Here is a 25,435-nt window from a genome sequence, read left to right as displayed (position 1 = left end):
ATTATTCTTTGAGTTTGATTATTTCTATTTCTTTCTCTAGTTTACCTAGTCGGCGATACATATCTGGCAGCTTGGGGATAACCACGAAGCTACGCATCGCATCGCCTACCTCCATAGCTGGAGAACCAAAGATCGATCGATCGCTCTTGATATTGCCAAGGATGCCGGTTTGGCCTCCCATCTGCACTCTGTCGCCGATAGATAGATGACCTGCGATACCCACCTGACCGCCAGCCTGACACCAAGACCCCATTGTGGACGAACCAGCCATACCAACCTGCGAGGCGAGTACGGTGTGTTCGCCGACTTGGCAGTTGTGTGCAATCTGCACGAGATTGTCGAGCTTCGCCCCACGTTTGATGACCGTGCTACCCATAGCCGCTCTGTCAATGCAGGTATTTGCTCCGATTTCGACGTCATCTTCTAGAATAACGTTGCCTAGCTGTGGTATCTTGTGGTAGCCGTCCAGCTGAGGAGCGAAGCCAAATCCGTCCGCTCCGACGACAGCACCTGCATGAATGATGCAGCGTTCGCCCACAACCACACCATAGTATAGGGTTGCATTGGGGTAGATGACCGTCCCTGCTCCTACTCTTGTCCCTTCTCCTACGAAAGCATTAGGGTAGATTTGGCAGCCCTCTCCCAGTACGACACCAGACTCCACGATAGCATTCGCCCCGATGTAGCAGTCCGCTCCCACTTGTGCGTCCTGCGCTACCACAGCTCTAGGGTCGATGCCCCTACGGCGAGGTCGAAGCTGGCTCTCGGCAAACTGCATCAGCTGCGCCAGTGCAGCATAGGGATCGGCTACACGGATTAGAGATGCCTGTATAGGTTGCTCAGGAGTGAAGCTTTCGCTGACCAAAACAGCCGAAGCTCCAGTCGTATAGACGAAAGGTTTGTATTTGTCGTTGGCTAGAAAGGTCAATTCGCCTTCTTGTGCCGTTTCGATTTTGCCGAAAGCTCTAATTAGTCGGCTGGTATCTCCCTCAACACGGCCTCCTAGCATCTGTGCGATTTGCTGGATTGTGAACTCTAGCTTGTGCGTCATAGTCTAGGATATTAAGCCTCGATGAGCTTATGTTTGATAAGGATCTCGGTCATCTGTCGGCGGAGCTTCTCCGCTTCCTCTGCTGCACGAGAAGCAAAAGCCTCGGTGCTATCGGCGAAGATGATGCTACGAGAAGCGTTGACAAGTAGACCACACTGGCTGTTGATACCGAACTCGGCTACCTCCTCTAGGCTGCCATTCTGCGAGCCGACACCGGGGACGAGGAGGAAGTGATTGGGGACAATAAGACGAATGCGCTCTAGCATCTGTGCTTTAGTGGCTCCCACTACATACATCAGCTGGTCGGCATCACCCCAAGCGCGGCTACGGCGTAGTACTCTCTCAAAGAGGTATTCGCCCGACTCGTCCTTCATCATCTGGAAGTCTTCGCTACCCTCGTTGGAGGTTAGGGCTAGCAAAATCGTCCATTTGCCCGGATATTTGAGCGTAGGCCTCACACTATCCTCTCCCATATAAGGCGACACGGTGAGGGCATCTACACGCAAATGCTCAAAGAAGCTACGAGCATACATATCGCCAGTATTGCCAATATCCCCACGTTTGGCGTCGGCGATGATGAACTGGTCGGGGTAATTCTTCTGGATATACTGTACAGTTTTTTCAAATGCCTGAATGCCAAAAGAACCCATGCTCTCGTAGAAAGCTAAGTTAGGCTTATAGGCAACACAGAGATGAGCCGTGGCGTCTATGATGCGCTTGTTGAAGGCGAAGATCGGATCATCGTCCTCGAGCAGATGCTGCGGGATTTTGCGAATATCTGTGTCTAGTCCTATACAGAGGAAGGATCGCTTGCGCTGGATATTCTCGAATAATTGTTCTCTTGTCATACGGATATTATGGTGTTAGAGGGCTGCTTCTTTCATGCGCTCGATATTCTCGGCGATGATCAGTTCGTCAATGATTGGCTGAACTTCTCCATTCATGATGGCAGCTAGGTTATAGAGTGTTAGGTTAATGCGGTGGTCGGTGACACGGCCTTGAGGATAGTTGTAGGTGCGGATCTTGGCAGAGCGGTCGCCAGTAGACACCATCGTCTTGCGTTTGGCAGCAATAGCCTCATTGTGCTTGGTGACCTCCATATCGTAGAGCTTGGTACGGAGCATCTGCATCGCTAGCTCCCGGTTGGCTAGCTGCGTACGGGCCTGCTGACAGACCACTACGATCCCTGTGGGCTTGTGGGTAAGCTGTACCTTCGTTTCTACCTTATTGACGTTCTGGCCACCTGCTCCACCCGAGCGAGCTGTGTGGAACTCAATATCCGCAGGGTTCAGCACGACGTCTACCTCCTCCGCCTCCGGTAGTACAGCTACCGATGCAGCTGAGGTGTGTACACGCCCCTGAGTTTCGGTCGCTGGCACACGTTGCACACGATGTACGCCACTCTCATACTTGAGGATCCCGTACACGCCCTCGCCGGTTACGGTGAATACGATTTCCTTGTATCCACCAGCCGTTCCCTCCGACATGCTTGTTACTTCTGTGCGCCAGCCACGCCCCTCGCAGTAGCGTACATACATCTTATATAGGTCGCCTGCGAATATGGCAGCTTCGTCGCCACCAGTACCGCCACGTATCTCCATGACGACGTTCTTCTCGTCCTCGGGATCTGCGGGGATAAGCAGTAGTTTGATTTCTTCTTCGAGAGATGGGATACGTTCCTCTGCCTCTTGCATCATCTCACGAGCCATAGCTCTGAGCTCTTGATCGCTCTCACTCTCGAGCGTTTCCCGCCCTTCTTGGATATTACCAAGTAGGTTGCGGTATTCTTTGCCTTTCTCCAGAATACGCTCTAGATCACGATACTCTTTGCTGAGCTTCATGAAGCGTTTCTGGTCGGCGATAATATCGGGTGCAGTAATCAGGGTGGATACTTCCTCGAAGCGGATCTCCAGCCCCTCTATTCTGCTTAGCAAATCATTGTCTGTTGCCATTTATTTTGTTTAATCGTATTTCTTGAATCAGTGAGCCTTCTGCCTCGGGCGGCGTACCACTTCCACGCCCCAGAGCAATGCGTTTAGTAGCAAAATCAATCCGCAGCAGAGTGGCAAGAGAGCACTTGCCCAGTCTGAGAGGGTTCCCTTAGACAGGTCGGCAGAGATTGGTAAGGAGTAGTACACTAGGGCAGCACCTACAGATAGGAGCAGCGCAATGGAGATGTACTGCCCTGAGAGGGGGAGCTTCCTCAAGATACAGCGTAGTGAGTCGGCACTTGGGTAAAAAGCCCTATACACCATATTAGAAACCACCAAGAATATCAAAAACGCCCCGATGACATCTCCAGCGACGGGGAAGTAACGATAGAGCATCGTCTGGCTTAGGAGGAATAGTAGTAGAGTCACTAGCAGTAACTTCTCTAAGAGTCTGACTTTCATTGCGTAGTCAATATTATAGAGTAATGAGATCCTTCACCTCTCTACCAAGCCTAGTACTCTAGGTCGCCGTAGGGCGAGCGAATGAGTAGGCTATTCGTTTCGGCATCTTCTACTCGACCGATGACTTGCGCTGGTACACCGAAGCTTTCGCTGATAGCGATGATGCTCTGGGCGTCCTCGGGCGAAACATACAACTCCATACGGTGCCCCATGTTGAAGACCTTGTACATCTCCTTGGCAGGCGTACCACTCTCTTTGTGGATTAGGTCGAAGAGTGGAGGTACGGGGAACAGATTATCCTTGATGACACGCTTATTCTTGACGAAGTGCATCACCTTGGTCTGAGCTCCTCCCGAGCAGTGAACCATACCGTGTACACGCTTACGCATCTCGTCTAGCACCTTCTTGATGATCGGTGCGTAGGTGCGTGTCGGTGATAGAATGAGGCGACCTGCATCTAGTGGTGCTCCCTCTACTGGCGAGGTCAAGGCCCGGCTACCACTATAGACGAGTTCCGCTGGCACTGCTGCATCATAGCTCTCGGGATATTTGCTCGCTAGCGAATGCTCCAGCACATCGTGGCGAGCAGAGGTAAGGCCATTGCTCCCCATGCCGCCATTGTACTCTCGCTCGTAGCTAGCTTGTCCGTAAGAGGCTAAGCCGACAATCACATCGCCGCCCTTGATATTGGCATTGTCGATGACGTCGCTACGCTTCATACGGCAGGTAACAGTACTATCTACGATGATGGTGCGTACCAAGTCGCCTACATCTGCTGTTTCTCCACCTGTCGAGTAGGCACGCACGCCCTGCTCTCTGAGCTCGGCCAATAGCTCCTCGGTCCCGTTGATAATAGCAGAGATTACTTCTCCGGGGATTAGGTGCTTGTTGCGTCCGATGGTCGAGGATACGAGGATATTGTCCGTGGCACCCACGCAGAGTAGGTCGTCAATATTCATGATGAGCGCATCTTGTGCGATGCCTCGCCACACCGATAGATCTCCCGTTTCGCGCCAATACATGTAGGCGAGTGAACTCTTGGTACCAGCTCCATCGGCATGCATGATGTTGCAGTACTCGGGGTCTCCTCCGAGAATGTCGGGGATAATCTTGCAGAAAGCCGAGGGATACAAACCCTTGTCCACATTTTTGATGGCGTTGTGTACGTCCTCTTTGGAGGCCGAGACGCCACGCTGCATATATCGTTCGTTCATAGAGTTTTTACTCTTGCTTATTTGCTATTGGTGTATGATACCTACGTGCTCTGTACCTGTTCTATTGGCGGAGCAAGTAATCGAAGCTGTACTGACCCAAAGAGAGGCCTAAGCATCCTAGTTTTGCGCAAAAATACAAATAATTAGCCCGTTCCCCAAACTGCTAGTTCCCTGCTGCTGATGCCTCGTGGCGGCACAAAACGATAGGGCGGAGCTCTGCATTGGCAAGAGCTCCGCCCTATATAATATATACGTTATCTAACCTACTTGACTAGGACCTTGTGGGTGCGATCTGCGATCCGCAGCATATAGATACCTTTGGGTAGAGTATCTACCGCCATAGTTACGATGTCGCCTTGTGAGATGAACGAGCGAACGAGTACACCTCTAGTGTCAAATAGCTGAATGCTGAGCCCCGCAGGTACTCCCTCTACCTTGAGTACATCCGTCGTTGGGTTGGGGTAGATATTTAGGCTTGCACTACCGAGCTGCTCAATAGCTTTGGATTTCATCCCTTCGTAAGGGGAAATCTGGTAGTCGCTGTCGATGGCTCTTACTTTCCAATTCTTCTTTACAGCGATAGCAACGTCCGTATCTAGGCACTTGTTGAGCTCTGGATTTCCGTCCTTATTGACTACGATAATGAGGGCTTCCTCTGGGGCTCCATCTTCGTGGCTTCTGCGAAATTTGGGCAGGCTCTCCATGAGCTCAGTCATGTTGGCGTCCTTGATTTCGTTGTCGAAGATGACTGCGTGGAATAGGCTAGGAGAGGTAAACTTGAGAGCCTTAAGGTAATTGCCTTGTAGCTGTACATCTCTGAGTTTGTGGTTTTGACTCAGGTCGATGGAGCGGATACCGCAGTCTGCTGCAATGAGTATCTCTAGCTTGGGGAGCTGCGATACATCGAGCTTAGACCACTTATTGCCCGTACAGTTGAGCTCACGTAGCTTGGTTAGCTTGCTTAGGTCTGGCATAGCGACGCCTGTACGCTGGCAGAATAGGGACTCTACGTTCTCTGCTTTCGAGAGGTCTATGCTGTTGCCGAGCTTGATGTCGCCAGCATACAGGTGGCGCAGTTTGCTGATGTCGCCGAAGATTACCTTAGATAGATAAGCATTGTCCTCTATGTTGAGGGTCTCTAGCTCTGGGTTTTTGCTCACATCAACATAGGTGATCTCTGCACTGCTACAGTCGAAGCTCTTGACCTTCCCTCTGATGATCAAGCTCTGGGAGCTAATCTTGTAGTAGCGCTTGCCGTTGGCTGTCGTAGTATACTCGCCACCCTCAACCTCAAACTCCTCAAGTTCGTGGGCCTCGATGCCTAGAGGAATATAATTGTCGCCTTGGCCGATGGTGAGTCGTGTCTTGATATGGATCTCTTCGCTAGAGAGCTGATTGGGCTTGTAGTCGTAGCCGGGGTAGCCTTCGTTTGTAGCATCACGTACGATCCAATTGACGGCCTTGGCATCACGTACATTCTTGGCGCTACACTTGTTTTGGTCCTTGGCACTTGGGTGCAGGTCAATGACGAATAGATATCCATTGTCCTCTCCACCGGGCTTGGGTGTTAGGGTCTTGATCATTCGGTCGAAGCCATCTGGCTCGAATAGGTTGCTTTGCATCTGTACCCAGTAGAGGGCAGAGCAACCAGTTAGGTCGAGCTCCTTGAGCTGATTACCTGCAAGGGCTAGGATTTCGAGTTTGCTACAACCCTTGACGTTGATCTCTTTGAGCTGAGCGTTGCTGAGGGCAAGCTTCTGCAGATTGGGGCAAGCCGAGAAGTCTGCCTTGTCGATTTGCCCTGCTTGTTGAGGCCTGGGCTCCGAGAAGAAAGACTCTAGATTGGGGGCACGCACGATCTCTACCCCAGAGAGCTTGAAGAATGTAGCATTAATGAGCTTGATATTCCCCGTGATAGTAACCTCGGGTTTGAGGAGCTTGTACCTTACCTTCTTAATTTGAGTCTTTTGGTCCTCCTCCAAGATGTCTACCAACTCTAGAGCTTGAGGATCGACCTCGGCACCATAGTTGAGCTCTAGGGTAACGAAAAAGCCAGTCTTGTGACCCGACTTGAGGACGACTTTGTCCGGCTCTTGTCCTTGTGCCACGGTTATCCCAATGAGGGATAATAGGGCGAATAGCACAAACGTAAATACTTTCTTCATCGCTGTTTGTATGTTTAGAGTGAAACGTGCAAGGACTTCCTACTTACTCATATCCATCTCCTCCACCTCGGCTGAGGCTCACGAGGCTGTATTCGTGAGCTTCGTCCTATGCAGATACCTAGAGAAGGTGACATAGTAAACTCGCTGTGAGCAAAGATAGAAAAAGTTCTTGTGTTTTCTTTCTTGGCTCAATGCGGTCGTGTATATTAAAATTTCGCTGTTTTCTACGTGCGTATTTATGTAAAAATTGGTGCTTGTCTGTGATTAATTGCCGAAGTCGATGTGTCGAAGAGGGATTTCGACGCATCGACTTCGGTGGTCAATTGCAAATCTGACTTTTGGGGAATAGGCTTGAGGGGTACTAGCGCAAACGTAGTACTTCTCCCTCTACGGGGACGTAGTCTTCGTCCTTGTCGTTGAGGTTGTACAGTGATTTTAGCTTGATGCCGTATAGCTGTGCAATGCTGTGCATAGAGTCCCCTATACGTATAATATGGGTAGTGTGCTCGGCAGTAGCCTTGCGATGCTTGTTTTGTAGATAGACGACCTCGCCCTCTTGTAGAGGATAGTCTAGTGGAGCATCATTGTAGCGGGCTAGCTTCTTAGCAGAGATACCCATATCCTCGGCGACCTTGTCGAAGCTGTCCCCTTGGTCGGCCAAGACATAGAGTAGGCCGTAGCTCACATAGCTTGGGCGCATGGGCTTGTCGTAGCTAACCTCCTTTTTGGCTCGTCTGTTGGCTTTGCTCGAGGTATTGGTCGTTTCGTTACGCATCCAAGAGGGTAGCCTGCCTCGGTCTAGGGCATAGAGCTCGTAGTCGTCGATGATTTTGATGAGCTTATTGGCATAGCCCTTGTTTGTAGCATAGCCTGCTTGTTGTAGCCCCCTTGCCCAGCCTTGATAGTCGTCGTATCTGAGGGTAAAAAGACGGCGATAGCGTGGCGCCTTGAGAAACTGTGAGTGATCCTCGTACGACTCTTGCCAACTGCGGTAGCTACGAAAGCATTCGTCGGGGAGATCGTCGGTGCGGAAGGTACGCTTGCCCTGCCACGATCTGTGGCACTTAATCCCAAAGTGGTTGTGGTGCTCACGAGCAAGTGTGCTCTGGCCTGCCCCCGTTTCGAGTAGCCCTTGCGCCATCTTGATGCTTGCTGGGATCTGGTGTCGCTCCATCTGCTTGAGCGCCTCGGTGTAGTGCTTGCGCACATAGGCCTCGAAATTGGAGTTGCGTATACTAGATGCAGCACCGAGTGCCATACACCCAAGTCCAAGCATCATGATCATATAGTAAATTATGTAGGCAGAACGGCCTGCTTTTATCAAATTCATTTCCTTGAACTTTTTTAAGTTTCCCACAAAAATACAAAATAATAGCACTCAGAGTCTATAAGAGCTTGCGGAGATGGGCGATTGCCTCTAGATTGTGTTGCCTCGTTGTGTGATGATAGCGGTACGGATCGGGTAAGCTGCAATTGTCCAGTGCCTTTACTCTGCTTCGCTAGGTTGGTATAGTACATAGTTTTGTCCTAGATATGTCTATTAGCCCCTCCCAAAACGATCAGCCTCTACCTCATATTGTACTTAGTTTGCAGCCAAGCAAGGGGTGTCTGTATGCTCGATTGTCTGCTTTTTAGTTAAATAATGTGAATTTATTATTGAGGGATTTTATGTAACTGAGGCTGGATTTGTAAAGTTCTGTGTGGCCTTAGCGGAGAATTGATGGGAAGATCTATTCGGATTGGTGGGTTCATACGCCGAAGAGTGCCCACTGACCCAAGCAGGTTGATGGGAAGAAATCTAGTTAAAAGTAGAACTACTGTGTCAGATGATTGCATTGGTAGATATAAGTATCTGACCAATAGGATTATATGAGAGCCGCTTTTTAAGCGGCTATTTTTGCTCCGCTAGGGGTAGGGTGCTCAAGCTAGGGTGAACGCAACCTAGAGCCTGCTAGGGGGCAAATACGCAGTCTGCCGTTTTGCCTCTAGTTTGTCTTTGCCTCTTGGGCGGTAGGCTCAATCGTCACCCAAAGCGTAAATTTCTGTTATCCGTTTTTGTTTTGATGGGTAGGAGCGTCCGCAAGCAGTGTCTAGAGTGGAACTGACTGATGGCACATTGAAGAATAACCTCTTTGCCCATCATAGCAATAAGTCAGTGTGGACCCGTATTGTTGCCACTTCTATCCCTAGTAATAGGTCTGATCCTAAGCTCAAGAAAGCTAAAATTAGATTTCACAAGAATTATCGTTGCGAGCTCAAGACAATAAAGAGCAACAACCCCGAGAGGTATTGAGCTTCATACCTTCCTCTTCTCATGCTATGCTGGCCACAGTGTCTAGCTCGCGCCCAAAGACTTGGGTAATCGAGTAGTAATAGGGGCTGCGTAGTGCTATGGGATAGGGGGATTTTGTATATCTTTGGGTGCAGTAAACGATTTTATTATTCACATACTTATTAACAAAAATAATGCAACAGGAAGATCAAAATCAGTCTTTCAATATCGAACTCCCAGAAGAGATCTCAAACGGCGTGTATAGCAACCTTGCAGTGGTGATGCACTCACAGAGTGAGTTTGTGTTGGACTTCGTTCGTCTTCTGCCCGGTAAGCAATCCGCCAAGGTGCACAGCCGTGTCATCATGACTCCAGACAACATCAAGCGTCTTGTGCGTGTCCTCCAGCAGAATATCTATACGTACGAGCAGGAGTGTGGTCCAATCGTTCTGCCCGAGGAGGGTCAGAACCCCAATGAAGCCTTCCCACAAGGGCAGGCATAGGCACAGCGAAAGCAAAGATTGATTAGCGGTGTGTCGTAATCAGCAAATTGCCGCTTAGGCTATGCCGATATGCTTGGAGGAGTATTCTTTCCTCCCTTGAGCACTTTGCACTTTGCTTAGCTAATAACCTACGAGAGGCTGTGCCGAAACATAGATTTCGACATAGCCTCTCTTTATATATATGATATTAGGACAATGAAACCACGTCTGGTCATTGAGGGCTCTATCCCCTATCTTAGAGGTGTCGCCGAGAGTATCGGTGAGGTAACTTATCTAGACAATGCGGATTTCTCGCCTCATACACTCGCTCAGGCTGATGCCCTGATTGTGCGCAGCATTACACGTTGTGGCCGTGAACTTCTAGAGGGGACGCCCGTTCGCTTCATCGCTACGGCTACAGCAGGCGCAGATCATATTGATGCCGAGTATTGCCTCTCGGCAGGGATCACATGGACGAATGCTCCCGGCTGCAACGCAACAGCTGTCGCACAGTACGTGATGTCTGCCCTGAGCAGGGTATCGCTTGAGGCCGGCGAGCCTTTGGAGGGCAAAACGATCGGGATCGTTGGTGTAGGGCATGTAGGACGTGAGGTGCTACGCCTATCTCTAGCCATGGGGCTTAGACCTCTGCTCTATGACCCCCCAAGGGCCGATGAGGAGGGAAGTGAGGCTTTCTGCTCTATCGAGCAAATCCAGAGTGAAGCGGATATCATCACTCTGCATGTACCATTGACTAGAGGTGGGCGCTACCCAACCTATGGTATGGTCAATGACCACTTCGTAGCCCAGTGTCGCCACAGCCCAATACTCATCAATGCCTGCCGTGGAGCTGTCACAAACACCGATAGCCTCATTCGGGGAAGGACACAAGGGCTCCTCTCTCGCCTCATTATCGACTGCTGGGAGGGTGAGCCTAGCATATCGCCCGAGCTGCTTGCTTTGGCTGATATTGCTACACCTCATATCGCGGGCTTCTCTGCGGACGGCAAATTTAGAGGTGCACGTATGTCGCTTGAGGCCGTAGCTCGGTACTATGGACAGCCTAGCGAAGGTCTGTTGGAGTCTGATGATGTGTCGCAGCCAGAGTATCCGTTTCTTGATCTGAGGCGTGTGCCGGAGAGCGAATGCCTTAGACGAGCGATGCTGCACAGTTTCGACCCTATACATATAGATAGTATGCTCAGAGCGGAGCCTAGTCGCTTCGAGAGTCTGCGTAAGCACTACGACTATCCCAGAGAGATGCAGGCCTATACAGCCATTGCTCCGGAGGGAGAGGATATGGCTCGTCGGCTTAGGGTACTAGGCTTCTCCGTGCGTAACAGTTAATTTATCTCTTGGTTAACGTCGTATGCTCAAACGTATCATTATCATGGGTGCTAGCTCCGGTATCGGTATGGAGCTAGCACGTCTCTATATTGCCCGTGGCTATAGGTTAGGTCTTGCTGCTCGTCGGCTTAGCCTGCTCCAACAGCTTAGAGAGCTCGCTCCAGATCGGGTAGAGGTGGCTGCAATAGATGTGACCGATGTCGAGGCTCCCCAGAAGCTGGGGGAACTGGTCGATCGCCTAGGGGGTATGGACATTTATGTACATAGCTCTGGGGTGGGGTGGCAGAATCCTGTTCTCGACCCGACTATTGAGCTCAAGATTACCTCGGTTAATGTCGAGGGTTTCACTCGGTGTGTTGATTGGGCCTTCGGTTTCTTCTCTGCCCAAGGTTTTGGCCATATCAGCGCTATCAGTTCCGTTGCAGGCACTCGAGGGCTGGGTGCCTCGTCTGCCTATTCGGCTAGTAAGGCTTATCAAGCAACTTATCTGCAGGCTCTTCGTCAGCTGCTTGCTATTCGTTGCCTAGACAACCTCTACATTACGGATATTCGCCCCGGATTTGTGCGCACGGCGCTTCTCTCGGGGGGCAATTATCCCTTGCTTATGGAGGCTGATGCAGTAGCTCGGGAGATTGCCCGAGCGATAGATCGCCAAAAAACTATCCGTATTATAGACTGGCGATACCGTCTCATCGTGGGGCTATGGAGACTGATCCCACGGCCCCTGTGGGAGCGTCTGCCGATTAAGTGACTCGTCCTAGCTGGACGGAGCTAGAATATCCCCATGCCTTTGCGGAATAATCCGTAACTTTGGGGTAGCATTACACGACATGTGCTAAGAATATTCGATAACATCCAATAAACAAACGCTTTGTGCATCATGAACAGTAACCAACTGATGACTAAGGCTGCCGACAATATCCGCATACTGGCAGCATCTATGGTAGAGAAGGCCAAGAGTGGTCACCCCGGTGGAGCTATGGGCGGAGCAGACTTCGTCAATGTGCTTTTCTCGGAGTTCCTCATCTTTGACCCCAAAAATCCCTATTGGGCTGGGCGCGACCGCTTCTTCCTCGACCCCGGGCACATGTCGCCTATGCTCTATGCTCAGCTTGCCTTGATTGGCAAGTATAGTATGGAGGACTTGCAGCAGTTCCGTCAGTGGGGGAGTGTGACGCCGGGGCACCCCGAGGTCGATGTGGCTCGCGGCGTAGAGAACACTTCCGGCCCCCTTGGTCAGGGGCATACCTATGCAGTGGGAGCAGCCATTGCAGCTAAGTTCCTAGAGAATCGCCTAGGCTGGGTCATGAGCCAAACCATCTATGCCTACATCTCGGACGGTGGTATCCAAGAAGAAATCTCGCAGGGCGGGGGCCGTATCGCAGGGCATCTGGGGCTAGATAACCTAATTATGTTCTACGACGCCAACGATGTGCAGCTCTCTACGAAGGTAAGCGAGGTAACATCGGAGGATATTGCCCTCAAGTACAAGGCTTGGGGCTGGCATGTCATCGACATTGACGGGCACGACATCGACCAGATTCGCGGGGCTCTTACCGAGGCGAAGGCTACGGTGGGCAAGCCAACCCTAATCATTGGTCGCACTATTATGGCCAAGGGAGTGGTCGGAGCAGACGGCACTTCGTTTGAAGGCGCTGTGAGCACGCACGGTCAGCCTCTCTCGGCGGCAGGTGCTTGCATGGCTTCTACAATCAAGGCTTTTGGCGGCAATCCCGATGAGCCTTTTGCAATCTTCCCAGAGGTTCAGGCGCTCTACGACGCACGCCTTGAGGAGTTGAACCAACTAGCCGAGGCTCGTGCAGAGGAAGAGGCACGCTGGCGTGTCGAGCACCCAGAGCTGGGTAAGAAGATGGACGATTGGTTCTCTGGAGTAGTGCCAGAGATCGATTGGAGTGCTATCGAGCAAAAGCCCAATCAAGCTACACGTGCAGCATCGGCTACTGTACTGGGTACTCTGGCTGGTAAGGTAGAGAATATGATCGTAGCCTCTGCGGACTTGTCCAATAGTGATAAGACTGACGGCTTCCTCAAGAAAACACGTGCCATCACGGCAACCGATTTTGGTGGAGCATTCTTGCAGCCCGGTGTGGCAGAGCTGACCATGGCTTGCCTCTGTATCGGTATGGCTCTGCACGGTGGTGTGATCGCTGCTTGCGGTACGTTCTTCGTCTTCAGCGACTATATGAAGCCTGCCGTTCGTATGGCTGCACTGATGGAGCTGCCAGTTAAGTTTATTTGGACGCACGATGCCTTCCGCGTCGGTGAGGACGGCCCAACGCATGAGCCCGTAGAGCATGAGGCTCAGATCCGTCTGATGGAGAAGCTACAGAACCACAGTGGAGAGAATAGTGTCCTCGTACTGCGCCCAGCCGACGTGCAGGAAACAACTGTCGCTTGGGAGCTAGCCATGCGCAACGTCAAGACGCCTACGGCACTTATCCTCTCTCGTCAGAATATCAATGATCTACCAACGCTCAAAGCTGGTGCTAGCCGCTACGAAGAAGCGAAGCAGGCTGCTCGTGGGGGCTACATCGTGTCTAGGGACGAGAACCCAGAGGTCGTGCTCATCGCTACGGGTAGCGAGGTGTCTACTCTGGTAGAGGGTGCGGAGCTGCTACGTAAGGACGGTATCCGTTTGCAGATCGTGTCTGTACCGAGTGAGGGGCTGTTCCGTCGCCAGAGTGAGGCATATCAGGCAGAGGTATTGCCTCTAGGCGTGCTACGCTTTGGTCTAACGGCTGGGTTGCCTGTCAATCTGCTTGGGCTCGTGGGTTGTGAGAAGTGCATTTGGGGACTCAACTCATTTGGTTTCTCTGCTCCATACAAGGTGCTTGATGAGAAGCTCGGCTTCACTGCCACGAATGTCTACGAGCAGGTGAAGAAAGTAATGTCCCGCTAAAGAAGATAAGTTATGTCCAAGATACAGAAGTTAGGCCTCTGCTGCGACCATGCGGGCTATGAGATCAAGGAGTTCGTCAAGACGCTTCTGCTCGAGCGAGGGATTGAGGTTGAGGACTTCGGGGCGCATAGCTCCGAGCGTGTTGATTATCCCGATTTCGCTCATGCTATGGGGCGTGCCATAGATCTAGGTCAGCTCGCTATGGGTGTGGCAGTCTGTGGTTCGGGCAATGGGATCTCTATGGCCCTGAATAAGCACCGCTCTGTACGTGCAGCTCTATGCTGGAATGCCGAGATTGCGGCTCTGGCACGAGCTCATAACGATGCCAATGTGCTCTCTATTCCGGGTCGTTTCGTTTCGCAAGAGCAGTGCCGAGAGATCGTTGATGCTTTTCTGACCTCGGACTTCGAGGGAGGCAGACATACCGATCGAGTAGCCAAGATCCCCTTGTAGCTCGGTCAAGTCATCAGTCAAAAGGGTTCGCCCCATCGCCCAACTTAGTTTGAGCGATGGGGCGAATGTTTTTGCCTCCCTACAAGAGGTCGCCGTACTAATGGCTCGCTCGGTTAGGCGGTTCGCTTGACAACTAGAAAAAAGTGGCCCGTTTTTGTATATTAAGAATAAATGTTTACCTTTGCAGTGCAAACGCTGGTGGAGATCAGCCGTTTGATTGAATATGGTGGTTGTAGCTCAGTTGGTTAGAGCGTCGGATTGTGGTTCCGAAGGTCGTGGGTTCGAGCCCCATCTATCACCCAAATGAATAGGAGATAGCCTCAGAGAGGTTATCTCCTATTCATTTTATGTGTCCCTAGCTGCCTTTCGGTGGCTTTGGGTTGTGCAAAAAAGAGGGCTGCGCTTCCCAGCGTAGCCCTCTTGGATGTAATTGATGAAATTGATAGTTAGGATACTAATCCAAATTTTTTGAGATCCTCCTCGACTGTTCCGATGCCTCCGATGCCGAAGTTCTCGACAAGCACCTTCACCACGTTGGGCGATAGGAAGGCTGGCAGTGTGGGGCCAAGGTGGATATTCTTCACGCCTAAGTGGAGTAGTGCAAGCAGTACGATGACAGCCTTCTGTTCATACCAAGCGATATTGTAAGTGATAGGTAGCTCGTTGATGTCGTTGAGCTGGAAGACCTCCTTGAGTTTGAGGGCAATCACTGCTAGCGAATAGCTATCGTTGCACTGACCGGCGTCAAGCACACGAGGGATACCATTGATGTCGCCGAGGGCGAGCTTATTGTAGCGATACTTGGCACACCCAGCCGTTAGGATCACGGTGTCTTGTGGAAGAGCCTTGGCGAAGTCGCTGTAGTAGTCACGACCCTTCATGCGCCCATCGCAACCGCCCATAACCACGAACTGACGAATAGCGCCACTCTTCACGGCATCGACTACAGCTTCTGCTAGCTGGAATACCTGATGATGAGCAAAGCCACCGAGTATCTCACCTGTTTCTATCTCCGTAGGAGGCTGGCAGGTCTTGGCAATGGCAATTACTTCACTATAATCCTTGTGCCCCTCGGCGTCCTCTGGCAGATGCTTGCAGCCGGGGAAGCCCGTAGCGTTGGAGGTAAACATACGATCCTTGTAGGTCGCATTCTTGAGCGGTGGCACGATACAGTTGGTCGTGAAGATAATCGGGCCATTGAACGAGGTGAACTCCTCACGCTGCTGCCACCAAGCATTGCCATAGTTGCCCACGAAGTGCTTGTATTTCTTGAATGCAGGGTAGTAGTGCGCTGGTAGCATCTCGCTGTGCGTATAGACATCGACACCTGTACCCTCGGTCTGCTTGAGCAGGTCTTCAATATCCCTTAGGTCGTGTCCGCTGATGAGAATACCCGGATTGGTGCCGACACCGATATTAACTTTCGTCATCTCGGGGTGCCCGTAGCGAGAGGTATTGGCCGTGTCGAGTAGAGCCATGGCACGAACGCCCATTTCGCCTGTCTTTAGGACAAGGGCGATGAGCTCCTCTAACGATGAGTTGTCTACCGTAATCTGCGCTAGAGCCTCTTGTGTGAAGGCGTGGCAGACCTCGTCGTTGTGCCCTAGACGCATCGCATGGTCTAGGTAGGCAGCCATACCCTTGAGGCCATAGATAACTAGTTCCTTGAGCGAGCGAGCATCTTCGTTGGCCTCGCTCATGACTCCAACCTCCTCAGCCTTGTCGGAGAAAGAGTCTTCTGCACCGTCCCAGAGTAGGGCGTCTGCTTGGGGTAGTACGATGCCTGCTTTCTGTGCTGCATCTTGGAGCTCATTGCGTAGAGCGATCCCTTTGTGTATGCGAGCCTTGATGCTCTCGTCGTCGAAGTTGGCATTGGTAATTGTGGAGAAGAGTGCATCTGTCACGTAGTGATTGACCTGATCCGAAACTTCTACTCCAGACTGTCGCATCGCACGGGTGATGATCGATACACCCTTGATGGTAAACATCAGCAGATCCATATAGGCCGAGGTGCTGGCCTCCTTGCCACACACACCCTTGATTGTACAGCCAATTCCTTTGGCAGCCTCTTGGCACTGGTAGCAAAACATTGTCGTTTTATTCATAAGTTAGGTAAGCCGTTAAAAGTGATATTCCCTAGAATTCATGAGCAAAGGTAGAGGGCTATATCGAGCTATTCTGTAACGAATGTTACAACTATGAAAGATTGCTGAATGCTCTCCCTTTGGCATCACCGATCGCCTCTAGATAGCTCTTGCCGTATTTGCTTGCTTGGGCTAGCAGGGCGTGGATATAAGACCCCAAAATCACATGAAGAGCCGCTCAAGTTACCTAGCCACCCGTCAAGGCTGAGGGATCCGATTATTTATATTTTGGGTCATATTTCAGTATTTTGATGGGGAGAGAGGAGTGAGTCGTGCCTCCAAAGACGAGGCAGCGTATTTGCCCCTTAGCGGCCTCTAGGTTGCGTTTGGCCCCGTTGAGGTACTTTGTCCCAGCCAGCTCAAAACACACGCCCCAAAAGGCGCCTTTGTAATTGACTAATATATAGGTGTATGTGTTTGACTGGTCTGGGCTTTTCACCTGCTCATAAGGCAGCGTCCGATATTTCTTCCCATCAATATCTTGAGGTTGGTGGATACATTTCGGCGGATTAGCCCATAGATCCCCCAAAGTCTTCCCATCAATTTGCCCCAAAGTCTAGCCAGATGCTAGAGCCAGACACTATATTCGCAGATAATCTGTGGCTTTTTCTTTGATATATTTTAACGATTGGGTTGCATGGGGTTGTGGCAAAATTTACCCATTCTAGGTGTTTCAGAATGGGCAAGATGCAAGGCGCCAAGACTCAGGCTGGGAACATAGTGCATGCAGCGCAAAAGGAGCATGCCGGGGTATGTGTCTGAAGCCGAAGACGAAGCCCGTATGAGGTAAATGTCGCAAGTAACACAGCAGTTGCGCGCTATGACACACCGTCCTACCTTGGACCACAAAAGTCGCCGAAAATGCCTACAAGGCCTGCTGATTGAGTTGCTTGAGCTAATTCTAGAAAAAAAATATCACCAAAAAGTATAGTCTTATGTGAGGTCTATGGCGACTCCGTGACTTGCTAGATATTACTAGCAAGTAGGGTAAGATATGGAGACGAAAAGTTTGACGTGGAAAAGAAGCTAAACAAAAAGCGAGATACTTTCGACAGGGTAGTAGTATATGTCCTAAAGCATATTTTATATACCTTTGGGCAAGTATTCCTCCGATTCAGATACATAACATCTTACAATAAAAATTGCAGTAACTATGCCTCCTCTATACTCGTATATTGGTTATCTAAGATGGTTGGCCATCGTTGTTTGGATTGTTTCGTTAGGCAGCTGTCATGGCAACAAGCCGGCCGATGGTATGGAGGAAGAGATACGCAGAGAGATACTTGATTTGGCTTCTCTAGAGCCAGAGCTTGCACAACACCCCAACATAGACTCGGCACAACTCTACCTGCTTGGCCTGCTTGAGCAAGCCAAGATGCTCGACGATACCTACCTAGAGTCCATAGTCCTCTACAAGCTTGGTTGCAACTATGCCTATCACATGGATTTGGCCAAGAGTGATAGCTGCTTCTTGCGTCTGATAGACCTGACACCCTCTCCCCGTGACTCGGCTAAGGTGGCGCATGCATACGCCAATATGGCCAGCAATGAGCTGCGCCGAGGGAATAGCGAGGCGGCCATTGGTCTATACAAGGAGGCTGAGACGTGTGCTATGAGGGCTGGGATTAAGTCCGAGATCTCTGCGCTCGTCTGGACTAATATGGGTATGGCATACAGCTCTCTAGACAAGCAGGCCGAGGCTCTGGACTACCTCAATAAGGCTCTGGCCTGTGTGCGTGAGTCCAAAAAAGGGAGCAAGAATGAGAGGCTAGAGGGAGGGATTCTGCAAGCTATGGGCAACTGCTTTTTTGTGCAAGAAGACCTAGAGCGAGCATATACATTCTTTACTGCCGCAGACGAGGCACATACCAAGCACAAGCAAGAGAAGGAAGCATTGGCGGCGCGTAGCAATCGTGCGACCGTGCTACAAGATATGCACCGCTACGCCGAGGCTCTCACCCTCAATCAGGAGTGCGAGGCACTAGCCCAGAAGATAGGCTATACGCACCTACTCGGCATCATCTACACTAACCGAGGGCGCATCTATCTGGCGATGCAGGACTATAAAAACAGCAAGAAGGCACTAGATAATGCAGAGAAGATACGTGGAGAGAAGGGCGATTTGGCTGGTCTAGCCCAAGTCTATTCGTCGCAAATGGATTTGGCCATGGCTCTGGCTGATCCTCGGCAGGCGCATCACTACGGAAGAGAGGCTCTCAACCTCGCACAGAAGACCGACAATAAAGTGTTGCAGATGGACGTGTGGAGCACTCTGGCCGACATATCTGCAAGAACAGGGCGCTACGAAGAGGCTATTGAGGCTCTTAGAGAGCAAATAAGGCTCAAGGACTCGCTCTTCACCGAGGAAAAATATAAGGCACTGCAAGATATCGCCATCAAACATAAGACCGCACAGAAGGACGCCGAGCTCAAGCAAGCCTACTCGGAGCTAGAGATTGGTCGCCTGCATAGGACTCTACTCGTGTCGTTTGTGGGACTACTGCTCCTGATACTTGGCTTTGCTGTCTGGATGCGTCGACGTACTCTACGCCAGCACCGAGCTCTTGTTTTAGCTAATACACAACTGGCTGAGATGATCAACCGTAACCTAACGCCCACTGCCGATACGCAGATCACGACATGTGAACCTGTGCAGGGTGAAGAGGGGCAAGCAGGGCAAGAGCCCCTTGCCAAAGATTCTGTCGCGCAGCAAGTCGATGTAGCAGCCTCTAGTGAGGCTAGCGATGCCTTGTTGGCTAGGCTCAAGATCTGTATGGAGCAGGAGAAAGCCTACCTCAGTCCTGGGTTGAGCCTCGAAACGCTTGCCCAAAAGGTGGCAACCAATCGAACCTATCTATCACACATACTTAATCATCGTATTGGTCGAGCGTTTGCTGACTATGTCAATTTCTACCGCATCGAAGAGGCAAAGTACCGCTTGGCGACGACCAATGACAAGGTGGGGGTCATTGCCATAGAGTGCGGATTTGGTTGTACCCAAACCTTCTATGCTGCATTCAAAAAGAGCGAACAGATATCTCCCAACGAATATCGTAAGGTAATCCGAGAGATGGAGGAGAGGTAGAGCCTACGAGGCTCTACTCAGATGAGCTGTATGCCGAGTGAGAGGAGGTTCGTCAGGCGCAGACCGTGTGTTTGCCTTGTCATATTTAGGTAGATTCCCCCCATAGGCTTAGCTCTGTCTGCCTCTGGTGTACTCTTATGAGCTCCAGTCTGCAAGCTCTATAAGGAGCGATCGATCGCTTGGCTAGAGCAGGAGTATCAGCTTCTTGCCCTCTCTGCCTTTGCCTTTCTCCTCGATGATACCCTCTCACGCCCTTTATAGATGCTTTGATACAATAGAGATTTGACATACACCGAAGCCTCGCCCGAGGTCAGCCTGCCTTATATTCCCGCTAGCTTTAGCCCTTTATCTCTCTAATGTACGTCTGCCCTAAGGAATCGAGTAGGGGCATTGCTGTTATACTTCTGTCCTTATCTTGTCTGTCCCTCGATCTTTGCTCCACGACGGAGCTCCCTCAATGTGGTTCTGATATTTCCCCAAAGTGCTGGGGCTGGTTGGTGCTAGTAGAGCTATGCCTCGCTGGTGTAGATAGAGCATAGCTGGAGGAGGCGTCTCTTGCCCTCGGGCTGTGTCCTCTATTTTGAGTCTTGCAAATAGGAGTGAGGGGCCTTTTGGTCGCTGTTTCAAGGCTCTTTTTGTCCTGTCCCTTAGTCCATTTTTGCTGTTCGGGGTACTCTGTCGCCAATGATCCATCTAGACTATCCTGTTTTGTTTAATATTTTGCTTTTTAGAGTGTTATGAGTATTTCTTCTCCCTGAAATACTGTCTAGAATCGTAAAAATAATAATCCAAAATCGTAAATTTACGATTCTAGATACCACTCTCTCCCTCTCCTATATCGTCAAATTGTAAAAACGAGATACGAAAGGTTGTAATTTATTTGTTTTAGCATATCGAAGAGTCCTACCTTTGCGGTAGAGAAATGGAGAGATAGCTTGCAGCTGACTCACCAAATCAAAGAGAAGAAGATGTACTAGAGTGCGGTAGCAAGGGGAAGCGGTGTGCAAGCATCGTGACGCCCCACGGAGATGCATGTCAGCCAAGACGAAATGGATTTGGGGACATCACAACAGTCAGAAACAACCACTCAATCTACAACACCGCATCGCTTTAGGGCCAGAGGAGCATTCGCTCTCTTCTATGCCTCGTTTACCTCTGTGGAGCATCACAGCAGAGGTGTCGAGCGAGAACCTAGTACGAAGGGAGGGGTGAGTGTATCCCCTGGCTTGTATTTGGATTGAAGGAGAGCTGTCTACGGAAATTAAAAAGAACGCAAGCAAGGCACACTAAATTGAAACAATCGACATAGGCTCCTTTTGTGGGAGCTTATATTCCCTAGAATTTGGAGCTCTCTGCGCGGGTAGCGTAGGGAGCTCTCTGGTATTTCTAGACGTATGAGCTTTGCTCGTAATTGGAGGTCTTGGTTGTCGTATTGATACGATTGGTCTGGCTATCTTGGACAAATCGCACAGCCTTGTTGGCGGATTGAGTAAAACTGTTGTTTCGCTTGCCTAAGCCGCCGAGAGCAAAACGATTGATTAGCACCTTCTATTGGACCAACTATACAAACAGTTTCTTATCTTTGTTTGCCTGATTAGGCGTAGTCTTTATTCATTCACCCAAAGATTTAGAGTGGCTATGTGTGGCAATACGACATCTACATCAATCCTATTGATTTATACAGGCGGAACCATTGGCATGGTAGAGAATCCAGCGACGGGCGCATTGGAGCCTCTAGACTTCGCTTACCTCTATGACAATATACCCGAGATGAAGCGCCTAGCATGCCAGATAGATATCAAGCAGGTAGATCCCCCCATAGACTCCTCTACGATTTCTATTGAGAACTGGATCAACATGGCTAGTTTGATCCAGCAGCACTACGATCTCTATGACGGTTTCGTTATTTTGCATGGTACAGATACGATGTCTTTCTCTGCGTCTGCACTCAGCTTCATGCTCCAAGGTCTTACCAAGCCAGTCATCTTCACGGGCTCTCAGCTACCTATCGGGCGTCTGCGTACCGATGGTAAGGAGAATTTGCTCACTGCTATCGAGATAGCAGCGGCCAAGAGAGAGGACGGATCGGCACGTGTGCCAGAGGTCTGCATATTCTTCCAAGACTATTTGATGCGAGGCAATAGAACCAGTAAGGTGAGTGCGGATAAGTTTAGAGCTTTCAAATCTCACAACTATCCACAGTTAGCTTTCGCTGGGATTGATATTCATTACAACGAGGGTGTCATTCACCGAGATGCTCAGCACCATGAGCTCAAGGTTCTCTCCACTCTAGACCCCAACGTCGCCATTCTCAAACTCTTCCCCGGGATTACTCGCCCCATAGTGGAGGCGATCCTTGGTGTGCCCAACCTCAAGGGGGTTATTCTCGAGACCTTCGGCAGTGGCAATGCTCCCAAGTTCGAGTGGTTTACCGAGTGCTTGGCCGAGGCGACAGCACGTGGTATGGTCATCGTCAATGTCACACAGTGTACTACTGGTACGGTCGATATGTCGCGCTACGAAACGGGACGCCAGCTCCATGCGGCAGGCGTCGTCTGTGGCTACGATATGACTAGCGAGAGTGCTGTGACTAAGATGATGTACCTATTGGGGCAGGGGCTTGAGGTAAATCGAGTGAGGGAGCTGATGGGGACACCCCTAAGAGGGGAAATGAACTTGAGCCTAGATCATGAAGATTTCTATTGTTGGAGGCGATGATTGGGGCTCTGGTAGGGACTAAACATTATGAATGTTTGATGCATTTAATAGTCATAGTTGATAACTCAAAGGAAAGGAACAGCATATTTTGATTAGGTTCATGAGTTTGGCCAGTGGTAGCAGTGGCAACTGCTATTACCTCGGTCACGAAGAGGGCGGTCTGCTTATTGATGCAGGTATCGCCCCTCGTAGCATCAGCAAAGCACTCAAGGCAGAGGGGATCAGCCTCGATGATGGACACATCAGAGGCGTCCTCGTTACCCACGATCACGCCGATCATATTAGATCTGTAGGCGTCCTTGGTACGGTTTACCATATTCCTATATATGCGAGCGTCCCAGTGCATAATCGTATCGCTTCTAATAGATATATAGATGAGGATTTGGGTGCCTCTAGGCGAACCATAGAGCTAGGACAGCATTTTGAGCTGGCTGGCTTCGAAGTATCCTCTTTCTTGGTACCGCACGATAGCGCGCAGAACTTCGGTTACTGTATTCGTCGTGGTGACTTTAGCTTTGCCCTCATTACGGATATCGGGCATATTACTCCTGAGATCAAACGTTTTGCCTCCGAAGTCAAGCATTTGGTGATCGAGGCTAACTATGACGATGAGATGCTCAAGCGAGGCCCTTATCCAGAGTTCCTCAAGGAGCGTGTTGCTGGTCCACTGGGACATCTGTGCAACGCCCAGACTGCCGAGGTGCTCAGCGAGATCTTCCACCCCGAGCTGGAGAACATTTGGCTCTGTCATCTAAGTAAAGACAATAATCACCCCGACCTCTGCTGGAAGACAGTAGAGAATCGCCTCTTTGCCGAGGGGATCCGTGTGGGCAAAGATGTCAATCTCATTGCCCTTAAGCGTACGACCCCCTCTCCTATGTATATCCTCGAACCCTAGACTATCGGCATATCACTATGGCTAAACTAACGATTGTCCCCACGCCCATTGGCAATTTGGAGGATATTACTCTGCGTGCTCTATCGACACTCAAACGGGTAAGACTTATTTTGGCTGAGGATACCCGCACGACGAGTATCCTGCTTGCGCATTTTGGTATCAAGTGCTCTCTGCAGAGCCATCATATGCACAACGAGCATAAAACCCTAGAGGTTATTTGTCGCCGCATAGAGGAGTGCGAAGATGTGGCTTTGGTGTCGGATGCTGGTACGCCTGCTATTAGTGATCCGGGCTTTCTGCTCGTACGAGAATGTATTAGACGTGGTATTGAGGTGGAGTGTCTGCCCGGGCCTACCGCCTTTGTGCCAGCATTGGTTGCCTCAGGCCTTCCGTGCGACCGGTTCGTCTTCGAGGGCTTCCTCCCGCAGAAGAAAGGGCGCCAGACCAAGCTCAGAGAATTAGCAGAGGAAGAGCGTACTACCATTCTATACGAGTCCCCATTCAGAGTAGTCAAGACCCTCACACAGCTTGCCGAGTACAAGGGGGAGGATTGCCCCGCAGCTGCATGCCGAGAGCTTAGTAAACTGCACGAAGAGATCGTACGTGGAACACTGAAAGAGCTCATCGAGCATTTTCAACAGACTCCACCAAAAGGCGAATTTGTGCTTATTATCGGGAAAAGTACTACCTTTGATACAGCGAAATAAATTATTCTCCTAAAAAATAGTAAATTATGAATAGGAAATTGTTAATGGCTGGAGTGGTAGTTCTAGGGCTTGCTTCGTGCGGAGAGAACTCGTCGGCCTACAAGGCGCTTAAGGCACAGTATGACTCTGTGGCCATGGTCAATCAGACCTATGAGGCAGACTTGAGTGAGACAGACTCACTCGTCGCTAGTGTGCTGACGAACTTTCAGGAGATCGTTTCGGTAGAGAGCATGATCAATGTCAATCCAATGAAGGGTGACATGCGTATGAGCGAGAAGGAAAGAATCAAGGATAACGTTACACTCATCTCGGAGAAGCTGCGTGCAAGTAGCGAAGCTCTTGAGGCTCTCACCAAGAAACTAGAGAGTAACGGTGCCGAGAATAAAAGACTTCGCCAGACGCTTTCGGCTCTCAAACGTGAGATGGAGCTACAGAAGAGTCGTGTGCTAGCCCTAACAGAGGAGCTAGAACGCAAGAATATGACTATTGGTGCACTTGATGCCATGGTAACGGGTCTCAGCGGCGATGTAGATCGTCTGAGCGAAACAGCTGCTCGTCAGGCTGCAGCTCTAGCAAGCCAAGAGAAGGAACTCAACACTGTGCGCTTCTGTATGGGCACGAAGCGTGACCTCAAGGACATGAACCTGCTCAGGGGTGGACGCATCGTTACCGAGAACGCAAACGACAGCTACTTCACCAAGGCAGATTTGCGTGAGCTAACGCAGATCCCTCTTATGAGCAAGCGTGCCAAGATCCTGACCGTACACTCATCGGACAGCTACGAGCTAGTACCAGATGGGGAGAAGAAGCTAACGCTCAACATCAAGGATCCTAAGGCTTTCTGGGCGAACTCCAAAATCCTCGTCGTAGAAGTCGATTAATGGCAACCAAGCTACTGCTTATTGATTTGGACGATACCCTCTGGGCGACCCACGTCAATAACAAAAAAAGCCTCGAACAACTCTATACTGCCCTCAACTGGGGGCAGTATTTTGTTTCGTTCGAGGTTTTTTTCTCTACCTACTACCGCATCAACGTCGAGCTATGGGAGCGATATAACCAAGGGTACATCACCAAACAAGAGCTAGCGCTCGATCGACTTCGGTTGCCTCTCTCGCCCTATCTGAGCCTTACGCAAGATCAGTGGCGAGAGATTGACGAACAGTTTCTCTCGTTTGTCAAGCAGCAGACGCTCCTCTGCCCCAATGCTCTGGATACGATGGCTTATCTGAAGAGTCGTTACGACATTTGCATTTTGAGCAATGGCTTCGGCGAAGTGCAGTACACCAAGATTGAGAAGACGGGACTCTCCCCTTATATCGACGAGGTGGTCCTATCGGAAGATGTAGGTATCAACAAGCCTGCGGCGGAGATCTTCCACATTGCACTAGAGCGTATGGGGGCCACGCCCGGCGAGAGTCTAATGATCGGGGACAGCTTCTCGAGCGACATCGCAGGGGCATCGAATGCAGGTATCGGCAGTATCTGGTACAACGCCTACGACTTCCCGATGCCCCAGAGCGAGGGAGTCAAGCCTCCGCTACATATTATCAACGATCTAGCGGAGCTGAAGGTGCTCCTCTAGA

Annotated in this window: 22 protein-coding genes and 1 tRNA gene; 14 read left to right on the top strand and 9 right to left on the bottom strand. The window is 50.5% G+C overall.

Annotated features, from left to right (window positions below; genetic code table 11):
• Nucleotide 1: 1 nt before the first annotated feature.
• From lpxD to HQ48_RS03510, 6 genes are all read right to left on the bottom strand, one after another.
• The gene (gene lpxD, locus HQ48_RS03535) at nucleotides 2-1,051 is read right to left on the bottom strand and encodes a UDP-3-O-(3-hydroxymyristoyl)glucosamine N-acyltransferase (RefSeq protein WP_044231705.1); all 1,050 of its coding nucleotides are present in this window, start codon (nucleotides 1,049-1,051) and stop codon (nucleotides 2-4) included.
• 11 nt (nucleotides 1,052-1,062) lie between these two features.
• Nucleotides 1,063-1,899 (bottom strand): orotidine-5'-phosphate decarboxylase, encoded by an 837-nt coding sequence (gene pyrF, locus HQ48_RS03530; RefSeq protein WP_044189450.1) that lies wholly within the window; start codon nucleotides 1,897-1,899, stop codon nucleotides 1,063-1,065.
• Nucleotides 1,900-1,914: 15 nt separating this feature from the next.
• Nucleotides 1,915-3,003, bottom strand: a complete 1,089-nt coding sequence (prfA, locus tag HQ48_RS03525; protein WP_044189448.1) for a peptide chain release factor 1 — start codon at nucleotides 3,001-3,003, stop codon at nucleotides 1,915-1,917.
• A 27-nt stretch (nucleotides 3,004-3,030) separates the two neighbouring features.
• Complete coding sequence (locus tag HQ48_RS03520) at nucleotides 3,031-3,444, bottom strand: hypothetical protein (RefSeq protein WP_044231704.1); 414 nt, start codon at nucleotides 3,442-3,444, stop codon at nucleotides 3,031-3,033.
• 50 nt (nucleotides 3,445-3,494) lie between these two features.
• On the bottom strand, nucleotides 3,495-4,658 hold the full coding sequence (locus HQ48_RS03515; protein ID WP_044231703.1) for an AIR synthase-related protein: 1,164 nt from the start codon (nucleotides 4,656-4,658) through the stop codon (nucleotides 3,495-3,497).
• A 263-nt stretch (nucleotides 4,659-4,921) separates the two neighbouring features.
• A complete protein-coding gene (locus HQ48_RS03510; RefSeq protein WP_044231701.1) occupies nucleotides 4,922-6,823 on the bottom strand; it encodes a T9SS type A sorting domain-containing protein in 1,902 nt (633 codons plus the stop codon).
• A gap of 10 nt (nucleotides 6,824-6,833) precedes the next feature.
• Between HQ48_RS03510 and HQ48_RS09555 the strand changes: the two genes are divergently transcribed.
• Nucleotides 6,834-6,959, top strand: a complete 126-nt coding sequence (locus tag HQ48_RS09555; protein ID WP_255327528.1) for a hypothetical protein — start codon at nucleotides 6,834-6,836, stop codon at nucleotides 6,957-6,959.
• A gap of 225 nt (nucleotides 6,960-7,184) precedes the next feature.
• On the opposite strand, the gene HQ48_RS03505 is transcribed toward HQ48_RS09555, so the two are convergent.
• Nucleotides 7,185-8,108 carry a glucosaminidase domain-containing protein gene (locus HQ48_RS03505; protein ID WP_044231988.1) on the bottom strand — a complete coding sequence of 308 codons (924 nt, stop codon included), beginning with the start codon at nucleotides 8,106-8,108 and terminating at the stop codon, nucleotides 7,185-7,187.
• A gap of 1,181 nt (nucleotides 8,109-9,289) precedes the next feature.
• Between HQ48_RS03505 and HQ48_RS03500 the strand changes: the two genes are divergently transcribed.
• The 6 genes from HQ48_RS03500 (at nucleotide 9,290) to HQ48_RS03475 (ending at nucleotide 14,598) form a co-directional block, all read left to right on the top strand.
• Nucleotides 9,290-9,598, top strand: coding sequence for a DUF3467 domain-containing protein (locus tag HQ48_RS03500; RefSeq protein WP_044231700.1), 309 nt, complete (start codon nucleotides 9,290-9,292; stop codon nucleotides 9,596-9,598).
• 195 nt (nucleotides 9,599-9,793) lie between these two features.
• Nucleotides 9,794-10,924, top strand: coding sequence for a 4-phosphoerythronate dehydrogenase (locus tag HQ48_RS03495; RefSeq protein WP_044231699.1), 1,131 nt, complete (start codon nucleotides 9,794-9,796; stop codon nucleotides 10,922-10,924).
• Nucleotides 10,925-10,946: 22 nt separating this feature from the next.
• Nucleotides 10,947-11,675 carry an SDR family oxidoreductase gene (locus HQ48_RS03490; RefSeq protein ID WP_044231698.1) on the top strand — a complete coding sequence of 243 codons (729 nt, stop codon included), beginning with the start codon at nucleotides 10,947-10,949 and terminating at the stop codon, nucleotides 11,673-11,675.
• A 129-nt stretch (nucleotides 11,676-11,804) separates the two neighbouring features.
• Nucleotides 11,805-13,844: a transketolase gene (locus HQ48_RS03485; protein ID WP_044231696.1), complete on the top strand. Its 2,040-nt coding sequence runs from the start codon at nucleotides 11,805-11,807 to the stop codon at nucleotides 13,842-13,844.
• A 21-nt stretch (nucleotides 13,845-13,865) separates the two neighbouring features.
• A complete protein-coding gene (gene rpiB / locus HQ48_RS03480; RefSeq protein WP_044231987.1) occupies nucleotides 13,866-14,297 on the top strand; it encodes a ribose 5-phosphate isomerase B in 432 nt (143 codons plus the stop codon).
• A 225-nt stretch (nucleotides 14,298-14,522) separates the two neighbouring features.
• A tRNA-His gene (locus tag HQ48_RS03475) sits at nucleotides 14,523-14,598 on the top strand.
• A gap of 145 nt (nucleotides 14,599-14,743) precedes the next feature.
• Here the strand turns inward: HQ48_RS03475 and hcp are convergent.
• The gene (gene hcp / locus HQ48_RS03470; protein ID WP_044231695.1) at nucleotides 14,744-16,402 is read right to left on the bottom strand and encodes a hydroxylamine reductase; all 1,659 of its coding nucleotides are present in this window, start codon (nucleotides 16,400-16,402) and stop codon (nucleotides 14,744-14,746) included.
• A gap of 1,294 nt (nucleotides 16,403-17,696) precedes the next feature.
• Here hcp and HQ48_RS03460 point away from each other — a divergent pair.
• Entirely contained in the window at nucleotides 17,697-19,526 is a 1,830-nt protein-coding gene (locus tag HQ48_RS03460) for a tetratricopeptide repeat protein (protein ID WP_160225902.1), read from the top strand.
• A 17-nt stretch (nucleotides 19,527-19,543) separates the two neighbouring features.
• Here the strand turns inward: HQ48_RS03460 and HQ48_RS09345 are convergent, their stop codons facing one another.
• Nucleotides 19,544-19,681: a hypothetical protein gene (locus HQ48_RS09345; protein WP_160225900.1), complete on the bottom strand. Its 138-nt coding sequence runs from the start codon at nucleotides 19,679-19,681 to the stop codon at nucleotides 19,544-19,546.
• 877 nt (nucleotides 19,682-20,558) lie between these two features.
• Between HQ48_RS09345 and HQ48_RS09280 the strand changes: the two genes are divergently transcribed.
• From HQ48_RS09280 to HQ48_RS03430, 6 genes are all read left to right on the top strand, one after another.
• The gene (locus HQ48_RS09280) at nucleotides 20,559-20,738 is read left to right on the top strand and encodes a hypothetical protein (protein WP_152568300.1); all 180 of its coding nucleotides are present in this window, start codon (nucleotides 20,559-20,561) and stop codon (nucleotides 20,736-20,738) included.
• Nucleotides 20,739-21,164: 426 nt separating this feature from the next.
• A complete protein-coding gene (locus HQ48_RS03450; protein WP_044231689.1) occupies nucleotides 21,165-22,244 on the top strand; it encodes an asparaginase in 1,080 nt (359 codons plus the stop codon).
• A gap of 85 nt (nucleotides 22,245-22,329) precedes the next feature.
• Nucleotides 22,330-23,142: an MBL fold metallo-hydrolase gene (locus HQ48_RS03445; protein WP_044231688.1), complete on the top strand. Its 813-nt coding sequence runs from the start codon at nucleotides 22,330-22,332 to the stop codon at nucleotides 23,140-23,142.
• 17 nt (nucleotides 23,143-23,159) lie between these two features.
• Entirely contained in the window at nucleotides 23,160-23,849 is a 690-nt protein-coding gene (gene rsmI / locus HQ48_RS03440; RefSeq protein ID WP_044231686.1) for a 16S rRNA (cytidine(1402)-2'-O)-methyltransferase, read from the top strand.
• A 26-nt stretch (nucleotides 23,850-23,875) separates the two neighbouring features.
• On the top strand, nucleotides 23,876-24,730 hold the full coding sequence (locus HQ48_RS03435) for a hypothetical protein (RefSeq protein WP_044189411.1): 855 nt from the start codon (nucleotides 23,876-23,878) through the stop codon (nucleotides 24,728-24,730).
• Nucleotides 24,730-25,434 carry a YjjG family noncanonical pyrimidine nucleotidase gene (locus HQ48_RS03430; protein WP_044231684.1) on the top strand — a complete coding sequence of 235 codons (705 nt, stop codon included), beginning with the start codon at nucleotides 24,730-24,732 and terminating at the stop codon, nucleotides 25,432-25,434. The genes HQ48_RS03435 and HQ48_RS03430 overlap by 1 nt, the downstream gene beginning before the upstream one ends.
• Nucleotide 25,435: the final 1 nt, after the last annotated feature.

The sequence above is a fragment of the Porphyromonas sp. COT-290 OH3588 genome, assembly GCF_000769075.1.
In the GTDB taxonomy this organism is placed as follows: domain Bacteria; phylum Bacteroidota; class Bacteroidia; order Bacteroidales; family Porphyromonadaceae; genus Porphyromonas.
The sequence above is the reverse complement of the archived record's forward strand: the minus strand, read 5'-3'. Positions and strand labels throughout refer to the sequence as shown.